The organism is Kitasatospora sp. NPDC048239 (genome assembly GCF_043202015.1).
Taxonomy (GTDB): Bacteria; Actinomycetota; Actinomycetes; order Streptomycetales; family Streptomycetaceae; genus Kitasatospora.
Genome location: NZ_JBICZP010000006.1, coordinates 312,135 through 325,197, shown reverse-complemented (window position 1 = coordinate 325,197; position 13,063 = coordinate 312,135). Strand labels below are relative to the sequence as shown.

13 protein-coding genes and 1 pseudogene are annotated in these 13,063 nt (G+C 73.2%); 7 read left to right on the top strand and 7 right to left on the bottom strand.

Annotation, left to right across the window (positions count from 1 at the left end; genetic code table 11):
• Together ACGFZP_RS19065 and ACGFZP_RS19060 are read left to right on the top strand one after the other, a co-directional pair.
• Nucleotides 1–895: pseudogene (locus ACGFZP_RS19065) on the top strand (hypothetical protein); the annotation flags it as partial.
• 265 nt (nucleotides 896–1,160) lie between these two features.
• A complete protein-coding gene (locus tag ACGFZP_RS19060) occupies nucleotides 1,161–1,901 on the top strand; it encodes a dienelactone hydrolase family protein (RefSeq protein ID WP_392934114.1) in 741 nt (246 codons plus the stop codon).
• Nucleotides 1,902–2,029: 128 nt separating this feature from the next.
• On the opposite strand, the gene ACGFZP_RS19055 is transcribed toward ACGFZP_RS19060, so the two are convergent.
• The 3 genes from ACGFZP_RS19055 to ACGFZP_RS19045 all read right to left on the bottom strand — a co-directional run bounded on the left by ACGFZP_RS19055 (nucleotide 2,030) and on the right by ACGFZP_RS19045 (nucleotide 4,950).
• Nucleotides 2,030–3,016, bottom strand: a complete 987-nt coding sequence (locus tag ACGFZP_RS19055) for an aldo/keto reductase (RefSeq protein ID WP_392934111.1) — start codon at nucleotides 3,014–3,016, stop codon at nucleotides 2,030–2,032.
• A 105-nt stretch (nucleotides 3,017–3,121) separates the two neighbouring features.
• Nucleotides 3,122–3,937: an ABC transporter permease gene (locus ACGFZP_RS19050; RefSeq protein WP_392934108.1), complete on the bottom strand. Its 816-nt coding sequence runs from the start codon at nucleotides 3,935–3,937 to the stop codon at nucleotides 3,122–3,124.
• A 77-nt stretch (nucleotides 3,938–4,014) separates the two neighbouring features.
• The gene (locus ACGFZP_RS19045) at nucleotides 4,015–4,950 is read right to left on the bottom strand and encodes an ATP-binding cassette domain-containing protein (RefSeq protein WP_392934683.1); all 936 of its coding nucleotides are present in this window, start codon (nucleotides 4,948–4,950) and stop codon (nucleotides 4,015–4,017) included.
• Between the two features lie 188 nt (nucleotides 4,951–5,138).
• On the opposite strand from ACGFZP_RS19045, the gene ACGFZP_RS19040 reads away from it, so the two are divergent.
• The 5 genes from ACGFZP_RS19040 to ACGFZP_RS19020 all read left to right on the top strand — a co-directional run bounded on the left by ACGFZP_RS19040 (nucleotide 5,139) and on the right by ACGFZP_RS19020 (nucleotide 10,510).
• Nucleotides 5,139–5,930 (top strand): TetR/AcrR family transcriptional regulator, encoded by a 792-nt coding sequence (locus ACGFZP_RS19040; protein WP_392934105.1) that lies wholly within the window; start codon nucleotides 5,139–5,141, stop codon nucleotides 5,928–5,930.
• Between the two features lie 226 nt (nucleotides 5,931–6,156).
• Nucleotides 6,157–7,302, top strand: a complete 1,146-nt coding sequence (locus ACGFZP_RS19035; protein WP_392934102.1) for a serine hydrolase domain-containing protein — start codon at nucleotides 6,157–6,159, stop codon at nucleotides 7,300–7,302.
• A gap of 611 nt (nucleotides 7,303–7,913) precedes the next feature.
• Nucleotides 7,914–8,966 (top strand): LacI family DNA-binding transcriptional regulator, encoded by a 1,053-nt coding sequence (locus ACGFZP_RS19030; protein ID WP_392934100.1) that lies wholly within the window; start codon nucleotides 7,914–7,916, stop codon nucleotides 8,964–8,966.
• 189 nt (nucleotides 8,967–9,155) lie between these two features.
• Nucleotides 9,156–9,503, top strand: coding sequence for a GntR family transcriptional regulator (locus tag ACGFZP_RS19025; RefSeq protein ID WP_392934097.1), 348 nt, complete (start codon nucleotides 9,156–9,158; stop codon nucleotides 9,501–9,503).
• The gene (locus tag ACGFZP_RS19020; RefSeq protein ID WP_392934095.1) at nucleotides 9,500–10,510 is read left to right on the top strand and encodes a DUF1648 domain-containing protein; all 1,011 of its coding nucleotides are present in this window, start codon (nucleotides 9,500–9,502) and stop codon (nucleotides 10,508–10,510) included. Before ACGFZP_RS19025 ends, ACGFZP_RS19020 begins: the two co-directional genes overlap by 4 nt.
• Nucleotides 10,511–10,535: 25 nt before the next feature.
• Here the strand turns inward: ACGFZP_RS19020 and ACGFZP_RS19015 are convergent, their stop codons facing one another.
• The 4 genes from ACGFZP_RS19015 to ACGFZP_RS19000 form a co-directional block, all read right to left on the bottom strand.
• Nucleotides 10,536–11,354: an alpha/beta fold hydrolase gene (locus tag ACGFZP_RS19015; RefSeq protein ID WP_392934092.1), complete on the bottom strand. Its 819-nt coding sequence runs from the start codon at nucleotides 11,352–11,354 to the stop codon at nucleotides 10,536–10,538.
• 158 nt (nucleotides 11,355–11,512) lie between these two features.
• Nucleotides 11,513–12,238, bottom strand: coding sequence for a hypothetical protein (locus ACGFZP_RS19010; protein WP_392934089.1), 726 nt, complete (start codon nucleotides 12,236–12,238; stop codon nucleotides 11,513–11,515).
• A 41-nt stretch (nucleotides 12,239–12,279) separates the two neighbouring features.
• Entirely contained in the window at nucleotides 12,280–12,456 is a 177-nt protein-coding gene (locus tag ACGFZP_RS19005; RefSeq protein WP_392934086.1) for a hypothetical protein, read from the bottom strand.
• A 131-nt stretch (nucleotides 12,457–12,587) separates the two neighbouring features.
• Entirely contained in the window at nucleotides 12,588–13,022 is a 435-nt protein-coding gene (locus tag ACGFZP_RS19000; RefSeq protein ID WP_392934083.1) for an ATP-binding protein, read from the bottom strand.
• Between the last annotated feature and the right edge of the window lie 41 nt (nucleotides 13,023–13,063).

Genomic DNA, 13,063 nt, shown 5'->3' with positions numbered 1-13,063 from the left:
TACCGGGTCCCCCTGGAAGCGCTACGAGCTGGCGCCCCCCGGCAGCGCCTCCACCAACGGTGGCATCGCCGCCGTCTCCCGCATCCCCGGCAGCATGGAACTCTGGTTCACCGGCGCCAACGGCACCGTCCAGGCCGCGTACTGGTACGACGGGTCCCCCTGGAAGCGCTACGAGCTCGCGCCCCCCGGCAGCGCCTCCACCAACGGTGGCATCGCCGCCGTCTCCCGCATCCCCGGCAGCATGGAGGTCTGGTTCACCGGCGCCAACGGCTCCATCCAGGACCGGTTCTGGTACGAGGGCAACGCCTGGCAGGGCTTCGAGCTCGCGCCCTCCGGCAGCGCCTCCACCAGCGGCGGGATCGCCGCCGTGTCGCGCATCCCCGGCAGCATGGAGGTCTGGTTCACCGGCGGCGACGGCTCCGTCCAGGACCGGTTCTGGTACGACACGTCGAGCAAGAACTTCGACCAGAATGTCACCACCGACATCGCCATCGGGGGCTCCGCGCACGTCGTGATGCGGCAGGACGGCTTCTTCTCGTTCAGCACGCACGCCCACGACAGCGGTTTCGACAACATCGACTACACGATCACCGCCGCCGTGATGACGCCGGACGGAACCGTGTTCACCTTCCAGCACTCCGGCCACACCGAGGGGACCGTCGCCGGTCTGCCCTTCGGCACCCCGGACCGCAACGACGACTTCACGTTCACCGGCAACAACCCGAAGATCACCGAGAAGTGGGACGGCATCCTCAACGGCACCTTCAAGGCCGACCTGGACGCGACGGACACCCTCGCGGCCGGCGTCACGGGAGCGCTCGGCGACCTCGTGAAGGCGATCGTGTCCGCGGCGGGGAAGGCCGCGGCGGAGGCGGTCATCAAGCTGGTCTCCTGACCCGGTCGTGACCCCGGCGGCCCGGCTCCTCCCCAGGAGCCGGGCCGCCGGGCCGCGGCGGGTTCGGTGGAGGCGGCGCCCCTACCCGCTCGCAAAAACCGTTTGGCGGACCACCGCGGCCGCTGCTACCTTTCCGGAGGCCGTGCGAGAGAACGAGGAGGTGGTACCCGTGAACGAATTCACGTTGGTGCTCTCCTCCGGGATCACGGTCGGGCGATAGGTCGTCCGGGAGCGCCGTTCAGCAGCACTCCCGAAAGGCACGACCATGCAGTTCACTTCCGAGCAGCGCCTCGACGACGGCATCATCGAGCGCGAGTTCACCCTCGGCGAGATCCCCGGCACCCTCTGGACGCCCGCAGCCGCCGGGTCCGCCGACTCCGCCGCACCGACCCCGCTGATCCTGATGTCCCACAACGGCGGTCTGCACCGGCGGGAGCCGCGGCTGATCGCCCGGGCCCGTCAGTCCGCCGCGTGCGGCTACGCGGTGGCCGCCATCGACGCCCCCGGGCACGGCGACCGGCCCCGTTCCGCCGCCGACGACCAGGCCCGCGCCGAACTCCGCCGGGCCATGACGGCGGGCGAGCCGGTCGACGAGATCTTCGAGTCCTTCATCGGCCCGCTGGTCGAGAAGACCGTCCCGGAGTGGCAGACCACCCTGGACGCCCTCCTCACCCTGCCCGGGATCACCGGCCCGGTCGGGTACGGCGGGTGGACCGCCGTCGGCATCCGGCTGGCAGCGGTCGACCCGCGCATCACGGCCGCCGGCTTCTTCGCCGGGGGCTACGTGCCCCGCGCCCAGCGCGAGGAGGCCCGACAGGTCACCATCCCGCTGCTGTTCCTGCTCCAGTGGGACGACGAGGGCAACCCCCGCCAGCGGGCCCTGGACCTCTTCGACGCCTTCGGCAGCAGGGAGAAGACCCTGCACGCCAACCTGGGCGGCCACACCGGCACCCCGTGGTTCGAGGTCGAGGACGGAAACCGCTTCTTCGACCGCCACCTGAAGTAACCCCAGCCCGGCAGGCAGGCGGCACCCAACCGCCTGCCTGCTTCCCGGCCGGTCCTGTCGGCCCCAAAGCGGAACCAGCCGGTCGCCGTCGAGCAGCTGCCGCAGCACCTGGGCCTGACGTACTCGTCCTACCAGGCGTAGTCCTCCGGGGCCGGCTGGTGGCCGGGGAAGATCTCGTCGAGGCGGTCGAGGGTCTTCTGGTCGAGCGTCACCTCGAGGGCGCGCAGGGCGCCCTCGAGGTGGGCGAGGGTGCGCGGGCCGACGATCGGGGCGGTGACGGCGGGGCGGGTGAGCAGCCAGGCGAGGGCGATGTCCGCCGGGTCCTCGCCGAGTTCGGCGGCGAAGTCCTCGTAGGCCTGGATGCGTTCGCGGTTGGCGGCCAGGATCTCGCTGGCGTGGCCCATCGCGCCGCGGACGCCGGTGCCCTCGCGTTCCTTGCGCAGGACGCCGCCGAGGAGGCCGCTGCGGAGCGGGGACCACGGGAGCAGGCCGAGCCCGTAGTGCTGGAGGGCGGGGATGACCTCCAGCTCGATGGCGCGGTCCAGCAGGTTGTAGAGCGACTGCTCGCTCACCAGGCCGAGGAAGTGCCGGGCCCGGGCGGCCTCCTGGGCCTGCGCGATGTGCCAGCCGGCGAAGTTGCTGGAGCCGACGTAGACGATCTTGCCCTGGGCGACCAGGACCTCCATCGCCTGCCACGCCTCCTCCCACGGCGTGTCCCGGTCGATGTGGTGCATCTGGTAGAGGTCGATGTAGTCCGTGCCCAGGCGGCGCAGGCTGGCGTCCACCGCGCGCCGGATGGCGAGCGCCGAGAGCCGGCCCTCGTTGGGCCAGTCGCCCATCGGGGCGTAGGCCTTGGTGGCCAGCACGGTGCGCTCACGGCGCCCGCCGCCCTGGGCGAACCATCTGCCGATGATCTCCTCGGTACGGCCCTTGAGGTTGCCCTCGGGGTCGCGGCCGTACGCGTTGGCGGTGTCGAAGAAGTTGATACCCCGCTCGTGGGCGGTGTCCATGATCAGATGGGCGTCGGACTCCTCGGTGTGCGGACCGAAGTTCATGGTGCCCAGGCAGAGTCGGGAGACGGTCAGGCCGGTACGGCCGAGATGGGTGAACTCCATGCCGCTCACCCTCTGCCGCACCGGCCCCGGTGTCCAGCACATTTCGCCTGCGGCGCAAGGACTCGGCGCAAGGACTCGGCGAACCGCCGGGCACCAGTCAGACCATCACCGCCCGTGCGTGGCGAACTTCCGTACCGCCAGCGGGCCGAACACCGCCGCCAGCACCGCGCACCAGAGCAGCGCAGCGGGCACCGCGTGCTGCAGCGGCCACGCCGGTCCGACCGCCGCCGGGTTGCCGAAGAGCTCACGGCAGGCCTGCACCACGGCGCTCACCGGGTTCCAGTCGGCGATCAGCCGCAGCCAGCCCGGCATCCCGCCGGTCGGCGTGTACGCGTTGGTGACCATGGCCAAGGGGAAGACCATGACGGCGAGTTGGCCGGCCGTCTCCTCCTTGCCGACGATCAGGCCGAGGCAGGTGCCGACCCAGGTCATCACGAAGCGGAAGAGCAGCAGCAGCGCGAACGCGCCTGCCGCGTCGGCGAGTCCGCCCCTGATCCGCCAGCCGGCCGCCAGCCCGACCCCGACCATCAGAGCGAGGACGCAGACGCTGACCAGGAGGTCCGCCAGGGTCTGGCCGAGCAGAAGTCCGGTCCGGGACACCGGCATCGAGCGCAGCCGGTCGGTGACGCCGCGCCCGATGTCCCGGGCGGCGCCGACCATGGTCGGCATGATGCCGTTGACGGCCACCATCGCGAACAGTCCCGGCATCAGGAACTCGCGGTAGTTTCCGCCGGGCACCTGCATGGCGCTGCCGAGGACGTATCCGAAGACCACCACCAGCACCACCGGGACCGCCAGCGAGGCGACCACCAGTCCGGGTGAGTGGCGGTAGGCGAGCAGCACCCGAAGCGCCGAGGAGCCGGTGTCCGCGGCCAGTCGGCCGATCCCGCCGGCGGCACCGGTACGGGCATCCGGGGTCACGCCGGGGGTGAAGCCAGGGGCGGACCCAGCGCCGGACCCAGCGCCGGACCCGGCAGGCGGAGCGGTGTAGGCGGCCATCAGGCGGCCCTCCTCGGGGAGTTGTCGGCGGTGAGAGCGAGGAAGACGTCGTCGAGCGACGGCGGGCGCAGCGCGACGTCCTGCGCGACCACCCCGACCGCGTCCAGCTCCCTGACCAGCGCGGGGAGCAGGATGGTCGACCCGGGCTGCGAGACCACCGAGACGGTCCGCTCGAACGGGTCCACGGTCGCGTCCCCGCCCGCCAGCCGCGACAACACCACGACGGCGGTGGCGAGTTGCTCCGGGTCCGCGAGCGTGACCGAGAGCCGGGTGCCGATCGCCGCCTTGAGTCGGTGCGGCGGTCCGGTGGCGATGGCGGCGCCCTGGTCGACCACGACGATGTCGTCGGCCAGCCGGTCCGCCTCCTCCAGGTACTGGGTGGTGAGCAGCACGGTCGTCCCGCTCTCGGCCAACTCCCTTACGGTGGACCAGATCTCCTGGCGGCTGCGCGGGTCGAGCCCGGTGGTCGGCTCGTCCAGGAAGAGCACGGGCGGGCTGGTGACCAGGCTGGCGACCAGGTCGAGCCTGCGCCGCATGCCGCCGGAGTAGGTGCGCACCAGGCGTCCGCCGGCCTCGACGAGGTCGAAGCGCTCCAGTAGTTCGTCGGCCCGTGAGCGGGCACCCCGGGCTCCGAGGCGGTGCAGCCGCCCGAACAGCCGGAGGTTGTCCCGGCCGGTGAGGCCTTCGTCGACGGCGGCGTGCTGTCCGGCGAGTCCGATCCGGCGGCGGACGGCCTCGGCCTCGCGCACCACGTCGTACCCGGCGACCCGGGCGGTGCCCCGGTCGGGGGCGGCGAGCGTGGCGAGCACCCGGACGGCGGTGGTCTTGCCGGCGCCGTTGGGGCCGAGCAGGCCGCAGACGGTGCCTGCGGGGACGGCGAGGTCGAGGCCGCGCAGCGCCTCGGTGGCGCCGAACCGCTTCACCACGCCCACCATCTCGATGGCGGGCCGACTGCCGTCGGGTGCGGGCACGGCGCCGGAGACAGCTCCGGACATGGTGCCGGACATGGGCGTGTCGGACATGGGCGTTCCCTTCTCTAGGTACAGCGTACGTAGAAGTTCGCACGGCCGCATCGTACTACGTACGCCGTACGTATCTAAGATGGGGGCGAGGTGATCGTTCCGTGCCGTCCAAGAAGCCCCCAGCACCCGAGCCCGCCGCCGCCCCCGAGTCGGCGGCGCCCGCTCCGGTTACGCCCGGTCCAGCCATGCCCGAGTCGGCGCCCAGACCCGCCGCCCCCGAGGCTCCCGAGCTGATCTGGCTGCGCCCGGAGCGCACCGGCCGCGGCCCCAAGCCGGCCCACAGCCGCGCGTCGATCGCCGCGGCCGCCATCGCCATCGCGGACGCCGAGGGCCTGGAGGCGGTCTCCATGCGACGGGTGGCCGCCGCGCTCGGAGCGGGCACGATGTCGCTCTACAACTACGTCCCGAAGAAGGAGCACCTGCTCGACCTGATGCTCGACGCGGCCGCCGCCGAGTACGAGTTCCCCGCCGAGCCCACCGGCGACTGCCGCGAGGACCTGCGCCGGCTCGCGCACCAGCAGTTGACCGTGCTGCGCCGTCACCCCTGGCTGCCCGCCCTGGTGGTCGCCCGGCCGGGCATCGGCCCGAACGGCCTGCGCTACACCGAGCACTTCCTCGCCGTCACCGCACCCAGCGGTCTGGACGGCACCTCCCGGATGGAGGCGATGTCGCTGCTCAACGGATTCGTCTGCCAGTACGCGCAGTACGAGCAGACCGCCGCCGCCGGGGCCAAGTGGCAGGCGGAGCTGGTGGGTTACCTGCACAAGGCGGCCATGAGCGGCGACTACCCCCACCTCGCCGAGGCGTTCGCCACCTCCGTCCCCTCGGGCGATCCGGACGCGACCTTCGACCGCGCAGTGGACCGCGTCATCACGGCGGCCCTGGCCCCCTGAGGCCTCCGGGCACCGCGCCGCAGGTCGCCGCGAGGCCGACCGTCCCGGGGCCAACCATCTTGGGGCCGACCACCCCGGGCCCGACCCCCATCCCGGCCCGGCGATCGCGAGTCGGCGTGGTCGAAAAATCGTTCGTGCCGGGAGGCACGCCACCGTACCGTGATCCGGTCGACCGGTACGGGCCTCGCGCCGCGCCTCCGCACACCAGGAAGAGAACGAGCCAGCCATGCAGCAGCACAGCGGATGGGCCGACGAACGCTTCGGGGCCGTCGCCGACGCGTTCGCGCAGAACTTCGCCGACTTCCCCGAACTCGGCTCCGCCGTCACCGTGTTCGCCGACGGGCGCAAGGTCGTGGACCTGTGGGGCGGAGTCGCGGACGAGCGCACCGGTCGGCTCTGGGAGCAGGACACCGTCGTCCCGGTCTTCTCCTGCGCCAAGGGCATCGTCAGCCTCTGCGTCCTCCTGCTCGCCCAGCAGGGCCGACTCGACCTCGACGCCCCGGTGAGCCGCTACTGGCCGGAGTTCGGACAGCACGGCAAGGAGGCCATCACCTCCCGCATGGTCCTCGGCCACCGCGCGGGCGTCCCCGCCCTCGACCGGGTGCTCACCTTCGAGGAGATCGCCGCCTGGACCCCGGTGGTCCGCGCCATCGAGGAGCAGAAGCCGATCTGGGAGCCCGGCGCCACGCACGAGTACCACGGCCACGTGTTCGGCTTCCTGCTCGGCGAGGTCGTCCGCCGGATCACCGGCCTCACCCCGGGCGCGTACTTCCGCCAGGCCGTCGGCGACCCGCTGGACCTGCGGGCCTGGCTCGGCCTGCCCGCCGGCGAACTCGGCCGACTGGCCCGCCTGGTCGAGGCCGAGGGCCGCCGTCCGATGCCGGGCCCCGAGCACCTGCTGACCCGCATCGTCACGATGAACGGCGCGCTGGTCTTCCCGGGCCTGGACGAGCCGCACGGCTGGAACGACCCGGCGCTGCACATGATCGAGCTGCCCGGCGCCGGCGCGGTCGCCTCCGCGAGCGGACTGGCGGGCCTGTACGCGGCGGCCGTCACCGGCATCGACGGCCGGGAGCGGCTGCTGAGCCCGGACACCGTGACGGACGCCGTCCGCGAACTGTCCTCCGGCCCGGGCTGGCTCGGCTTCGACCTGGGCGCCCGCTGGGGTTCGGGCGTGCTGCTCGACTCGGCCGCGTTCCGCCCGCTGCTGGGCGCCCGCAGCTTCGGAAACGACGGCGCGGGCGGCCAGTTCGCCTTCGGCGACGACGAGTTCGGCATCGGCTTCGGGTACGTCGCCAACCGGATGATCGGCCATGGTGACGCGCGCGCCAACCGCCTCGTCGCGGCGGTCCGCGACTGCCTGGGCGACTGACGCCCGCTCCACGGGTCGGCGTGACTCCTGCGCCACGCGGGTGTGACGCCTGCGCGACGCCGACCCGCGGGTGCCGACCCGCGGACGCCGGCCGTGCCGGGGCCGGGACCTTTGCCCCATTGTTCGATGGCATGGACATGCCTAGGCTGGCCGCCAACAGCCGTCGAACCGAAGGGCAGTAGCACAGCCATGGACAGAAGACCCGACTCCTCCCCCGTCGCGTTCCGCTCCCTCACCTCCCCCGACCCCGCAGGGGCGCCGCGCGCCACCGGCGCCGACTGAGCACCGCGCCGACGCGCCACCCGCCCCGCCGCCGACTCCTCGGAGCGACCCCGGCAGCCGGCGCGGGAAGTCGGCCGGTCCGACTTCCCGCGCTGCACCGGGCCTGCGCGGACCACCCACACAGGCCCACGCAACCCCCAACGGGGCGCGGACCACCAGATCCACGCCCCCATTTCCCGTCCACGCCCCCTCGCACTCCACAACACCCCCCACCCCAAGAGCACCGACCACCCCACCAGCCCGTCACCCTGCGTCACCGCCCCGACCGGGCAACCCCCATCAACAAGACCGTCCGATCATCGGACGAACACCTCTGTAGGCTCACCCGCATGTCAAGAGTGACCCGTGACGACGTGGCCAGGCTGGCCGGCACCTCCACCGCCGTGGTGAGTTATGTGATCAACAACGGCCCGCGCCCCGTCGCCGCCGCGACCCGGGCGAAGGTCCTGGCCGCCGTCGAGGAGCTGGGCTACCGGCCCAACGGCGTCGCCCAGGCGATGGCCCGGCGCCGAAGCAACCTGATCGGCATGGTCGTCCCGGACGCCCGGCAGCCCTTCTTCGCCGGGCTCGCGCACATGGTGGAGCAGGCCGCCACCGAGCGCGGACGACTCCTGCTGATCGGCAACTCCGACTACGCCAACGAACGCGAGGCGCACTACATCCGCGCCTTCCTCGGCATGCAGGTCGACGGCCTGATCCTGGTCACCCAGGACCCGTCCGCCCCCGGCATCACCGGCTTCGACGCGACCGACGGCACCCGCGTCGTCCTGCTCCACCACCGCGCGGAGAGCCCCGACGGCGTCGCGGTGGTCGCCGACGACGAGGGCGGCGCCCAACAGGCCGTCCGCCACCTGCTCGACCACGGGCACGCCGAGGTGCACTGCTTCGGCGGCACCTTCGCGCTCAGCCCGAGCGACCCGGTCACCTCCCGCACCGCGGGCTGGGCCGCCGCCCTGGCCGACGCCGGCCTGCCCGCCGGCGGCCGACCCATCGAGGAGCAGCTGACCACCGCGCCGTTCGACCGGGTCCGCGCCCACGCCGTGGCACGCACCCTGCTCGCCCGCCCCGACCGGCCCACCGCCGTCTTCTGCGCGACCGACGACCAGGCGATCGGCCTGCTCCGGGCCGCCGACGACCTGGGCATCCGCGTTCCGGAGGATCTCGCGGTCGCCGCGTTCGACGACATCGCCGAGGCCGTCATCGCCGGGCCCGCGCTCACCACGGTGGGCTCCCCGCAGGACGCCATGGCGCGCACCGCGGTCGACCTGGTCCTGGGCATCGAGCCCGAGGCCGGCGCCGGCGCCCGGACCTTCCCCGCGCACCTGGTCGTCCGCCGCTCCTGCGGCTGCGGGAAGCCACGCGCGGCCGCCGCCAAGAGCTGACCCCCTCCCGTCCGCCCGGCCGTCCGCACCAGAGCACCCGAGCAGCCGAAGGCCCGGTGCCGCCGCCTCCCGAGGTGGCCGCACCGGGCCTTGCCGCAGCCACGCCTTCGCACAGCCACGCCCTCGGCCATCCGCCCGGCCGAGATCCCTCCGCCCGAAGAAACAGATGGTGCTATGTTCACTAGCACCATGTTGCTGAAGCTGGACACCACCGACACCCGCCCCCTGCACGAGCAGGTGGCGGGAGCGATCCGGCGCGCGATCGCCGAGGGCGAATGCGCTCCGGGCGACCGGCTGCCCCCGGCCCGGGACCTCTCCCGGGCACTGGGCGTCAACGCCAACACCGTCCTGCGCGGTCTGCGCACACTGCGCGACGAAGGGGTGCTGGAGTTCCGCCGCGGCCGCGGCGTGACCGTCGCCGAGGGGGCCGACCAGCGGTCCGACCTCCTCGCCCGGGTCCGCCTGCTGGTCGGCGACGCGGCACTCCAGGGCTACAGCAGGGCCGATCTCATCGAAATGATCAGGGGGATAGCGTGAACGACCGACCGGTTCCCAAGACCCGCGCCCGATGGGGCGCCGCCGCCTGGGCGGTCGGGGTGACGGTCATCCTGGCCGTGCTGCCCTGGATCGCCGCCGACCGGCTGCCCGACCCGGTCGCCACCCACTGGAGCGGCAGCTCCCCCGACGGCTCGATGCCGCTCTGGGCGGCCTCGCTCGGGCCCGCCGCGATCTGGGCGGTCCTCGTTCTCACGGTCGAGGTCATCGGCCGACGCGCGACCCAAAGCCCGGGCACCGGCACCGGCACCGCCACCCCCCTCTGGACCGCGCCCGCCCTGTTCTCCGCCGGCGCCCTCCTGACGGCCGCTCAGGTGTCCATCGTCCGCGCCAACCTGGACCGCGCCACCTGGCAGGACGCCCGACCGGTCGGCCTGGCCGTCGTGATCGGCGTGGCCGCCTCGGCCATCGCGGGCCTGCTCGCCTGGCTGATCGCCCGCCGCAGCGCCCAACCGGCGCCCGCCCCCGCCCCGGCTGCCCCGCCGGCCGACGGCCCGCACCTCGACATCCCCGAAGGCGCGCGCTTCGCCTGGCTCTCCCGCACCACGAACCCCTGGCTCGCCCTGATCGCCGCCCTCACCGGCCTCACCACCGTGGCCGCCCTCCTCGCCACCCTCGGCGGCCTGACCGGCCTCCCCTGGGGGCTGGTCCTCCCCACCGCGTTCGCGTCCGTGGCGGTGCTCTGCTGCTCCACGGTCCAGGCCGTCGTCACACCCGCCGGACTCTCCGTCGCCTTCGGACCGCTCGGCTGGCCGGTCCGCCGCTGGTCCGCCGAGGACATCGCCTCCGCCCGCGCCGAACACCGCACGCCCGCCCAGGCCGGCGGCTGGGGCTACCGGCTGAACGGCCTGGGCACGACGGTGATGCTCCGGAGCGGCGAGTGCCTGGTGATCCGCCCCCGCAAGGGCGCCGAGTTCGCCGTGAGCGTCGGCGACGCCGAACGCGGCGCGGCCCTGCTGAACTCCCTGGCCGCCCGCCGACCGAGCTGAGCCGGACGGGACCTCGAACCGACCCCTACCCCTCCCGCCCGAGCACCCACGGCAGGGTGACGCTCACCCACTGCTCCGGCTGCGAGAGGTGCGGAGCGTGACCGGCGCCGGTGTACAGGTGACGCTCCGCCTTCGGCAGCGCCAGGTCGATCAGGTCCAGCACCTCCCCGTACATCGGCGCGCTGTCGTCGCTCTGCGTCAACAGGGCCGGTTCGCCGTACTGGGTGAGCAGGTTGAGGTCGAGGTCCAGCGCGTCCGGGTCGCGCAGCTCGTCCAGGTACGTCGGCGCGTTCCGGACGTAGGTGTGCCGGATCGGCGCGGGCAGCTGCGCCCACGCCCCCGGGCCGAAGGCGAGCGACTCCACGAACAGCTCGGCGGCCGCCGCCGACTCCGCGTCCTCCAGCAGCTCCCGGACGGCGGCGATCCGGCCGGCGAAGGCGGTGCCGATCGGCCGCAGGTCCGGGTCCGCGAGCAGCATCGCCGTCCCGGGCGGCTCGTGGACGGCCAGGCCCCGGAAGAGGTCGGGGCGGGCGGCGGCGAGACGGAGCGTGACCAGCGAGCCGTAGGAGTCCCCGCAGACGAACGCCGGGGCCAGGCCCAGCCCCTCGATCAGGCCGGCCAGGTCGGCGGCGTCCTCGTACACCGAACCCTGGGTGAGCAGGTCCTCGCTGCGGCTGTGCCCGCGCCGGTCGTACGCGACCACGGTGGCCTCCTCGGCCAGTCCGGGCATCACGCGTGACCAGCTGTCGGCGTCGCTCCACGAGCCGTGCACCAGCACCACGCCTGGCCCGGCGCCCTGGGCCTCGTAGTACAGCGACACCCCGTTCACCCTGATCTCGGCCATCTCGGGGCCTCCCGACCTCGGTCGCTCCCCCGCTCTCTGCTCCCCACCGCCTTCCCATCCAGACTGACACATCCGGGCGCCCTCGGGCCTGCCGCGCCGGGCCCGCCGGACTGCCCTCGCTGGTGACTCTCCCGGGCGGCTCTCCCGGACGGGACGGTTCAGACCAGCGGCCCGAACACCCCGCGCTCCCAGTGGCCGAGCCAGGAGGCCGTGTCGGACGGTTCGGCCTGGCCCTCGGTCGACTCGTCGTAGGGCAGGACGGCCGTCGGCGCGAGGAATCCCTCCCCGGGCTCGATCCGCAGCCGCAGGACCCGCAGCGGGCGGCGCAGGATGACGAAGTACCGCAGGTCCTCGGTGTCCGGGTGGCGGTTGTCGTACCGCTCGTGGATGGTGCGGCAGACGGACTTGATGTCGGTGTCGGCGAGCAGCAGGTAGCGGGTGCCGGGGCCGAGGTTGACACAGAGTCGTCGGCGGGCGGTCTCCCGGGCGGCGTAGGGCAGTTTCTGGTGGTTGTCGACGTGCAGGCCGAGCCTGCGGCCGGTGTCGGGGGCGGTGTGGGTGGTGAGCGCCTCGGCGGGGTCGCTGGTCTCACCGAGGGTGACGGGGTACGGGTCGCCGAGGCCCGCGACGAACCCGGCCAGCGCGGCCCGGCTGTCGATGGCGACGGGCAGCCGGAACAGTTCGACCAGGCCGCTGTCCCGGTTGAAGATGCCGGGCGTGAACCGCTCGACGTAGCCGTCGGGGGCGGGCTGCCAGCGGCCGTCGGGGATCACGGCGGTGTTCTCGTACTGGGGGTCGAGGTCGGTCGTCCAGCGGACGCCCGTGACCTCGCAGCGCGCCTGGAGCGCGGTGGCGTCGCGGTGGGCGATGGCGGCGGGGTGCATGTCGGGTTCCTTCCGGGTGGAGCCTGTGCTGTCACTACTCGTTACTCGTTCTCGTCGGTGGAATCTCGACGGCGGTGCCAGCGGTCGACGGCGCGGTCCGACCAGCCGACGCCCCGCATCAGGGCGGCGGCGAGGGTCGTCCACCAGACCACCCGGGCGGCGGCCGGCTCCCCGGGGGCGACCAGGGCCGCGGCGACGAAGGCGAGCGCGAGGCTCACCGCGAACACGATCGCCGCGGCGACCAGCTCGGCGACGGTGGGGCGGTTGGTGGGCCGGCTGGGCCTCTGGACCGGATGACCTTCGCGCGCGGCGTGATCACGTCCGGCTGGACGGCGGCAGACCATGTCTCTCAACTCCTCAGGGGTACGGGCTGGTTGTCCTCGGCGAGCAGGACGCGCACCCAGACGCGTTTGCCCGCACCTCGCCGTATGACCACACCGAAGTCGAACGCCAACTCCCGGACCAGCTCGATCCCTCGCCCACCCTCGCCGAACCGGCGGGGCCGGCGCTCCTGCAACGGCAGGTCGAAACGCGGGTCCCACACCTCCAGACGGCAGTCACCACCGAACTCCTGGAGGTAGAGCCGCACTTCGCCATCGCCCCGACAGGCGTGGACGACGGCGTTGGTGACGAGCTCGGAGGTGATCAGGACGAGGTCGTCGACACGCTCGCCCTGCCACCCCCACTCGGTGAGTCGCTGGCGGACCTGGTGACGGGCGGTACGCACAGAGCGGTCGTGCTCGGTGAGGATCGCCTCCCAAGAATGGAGGACAGGCCTGCTCACAGTGGACATGGTTCGCCCCTCTTCGCATCTCGACGCCCCGT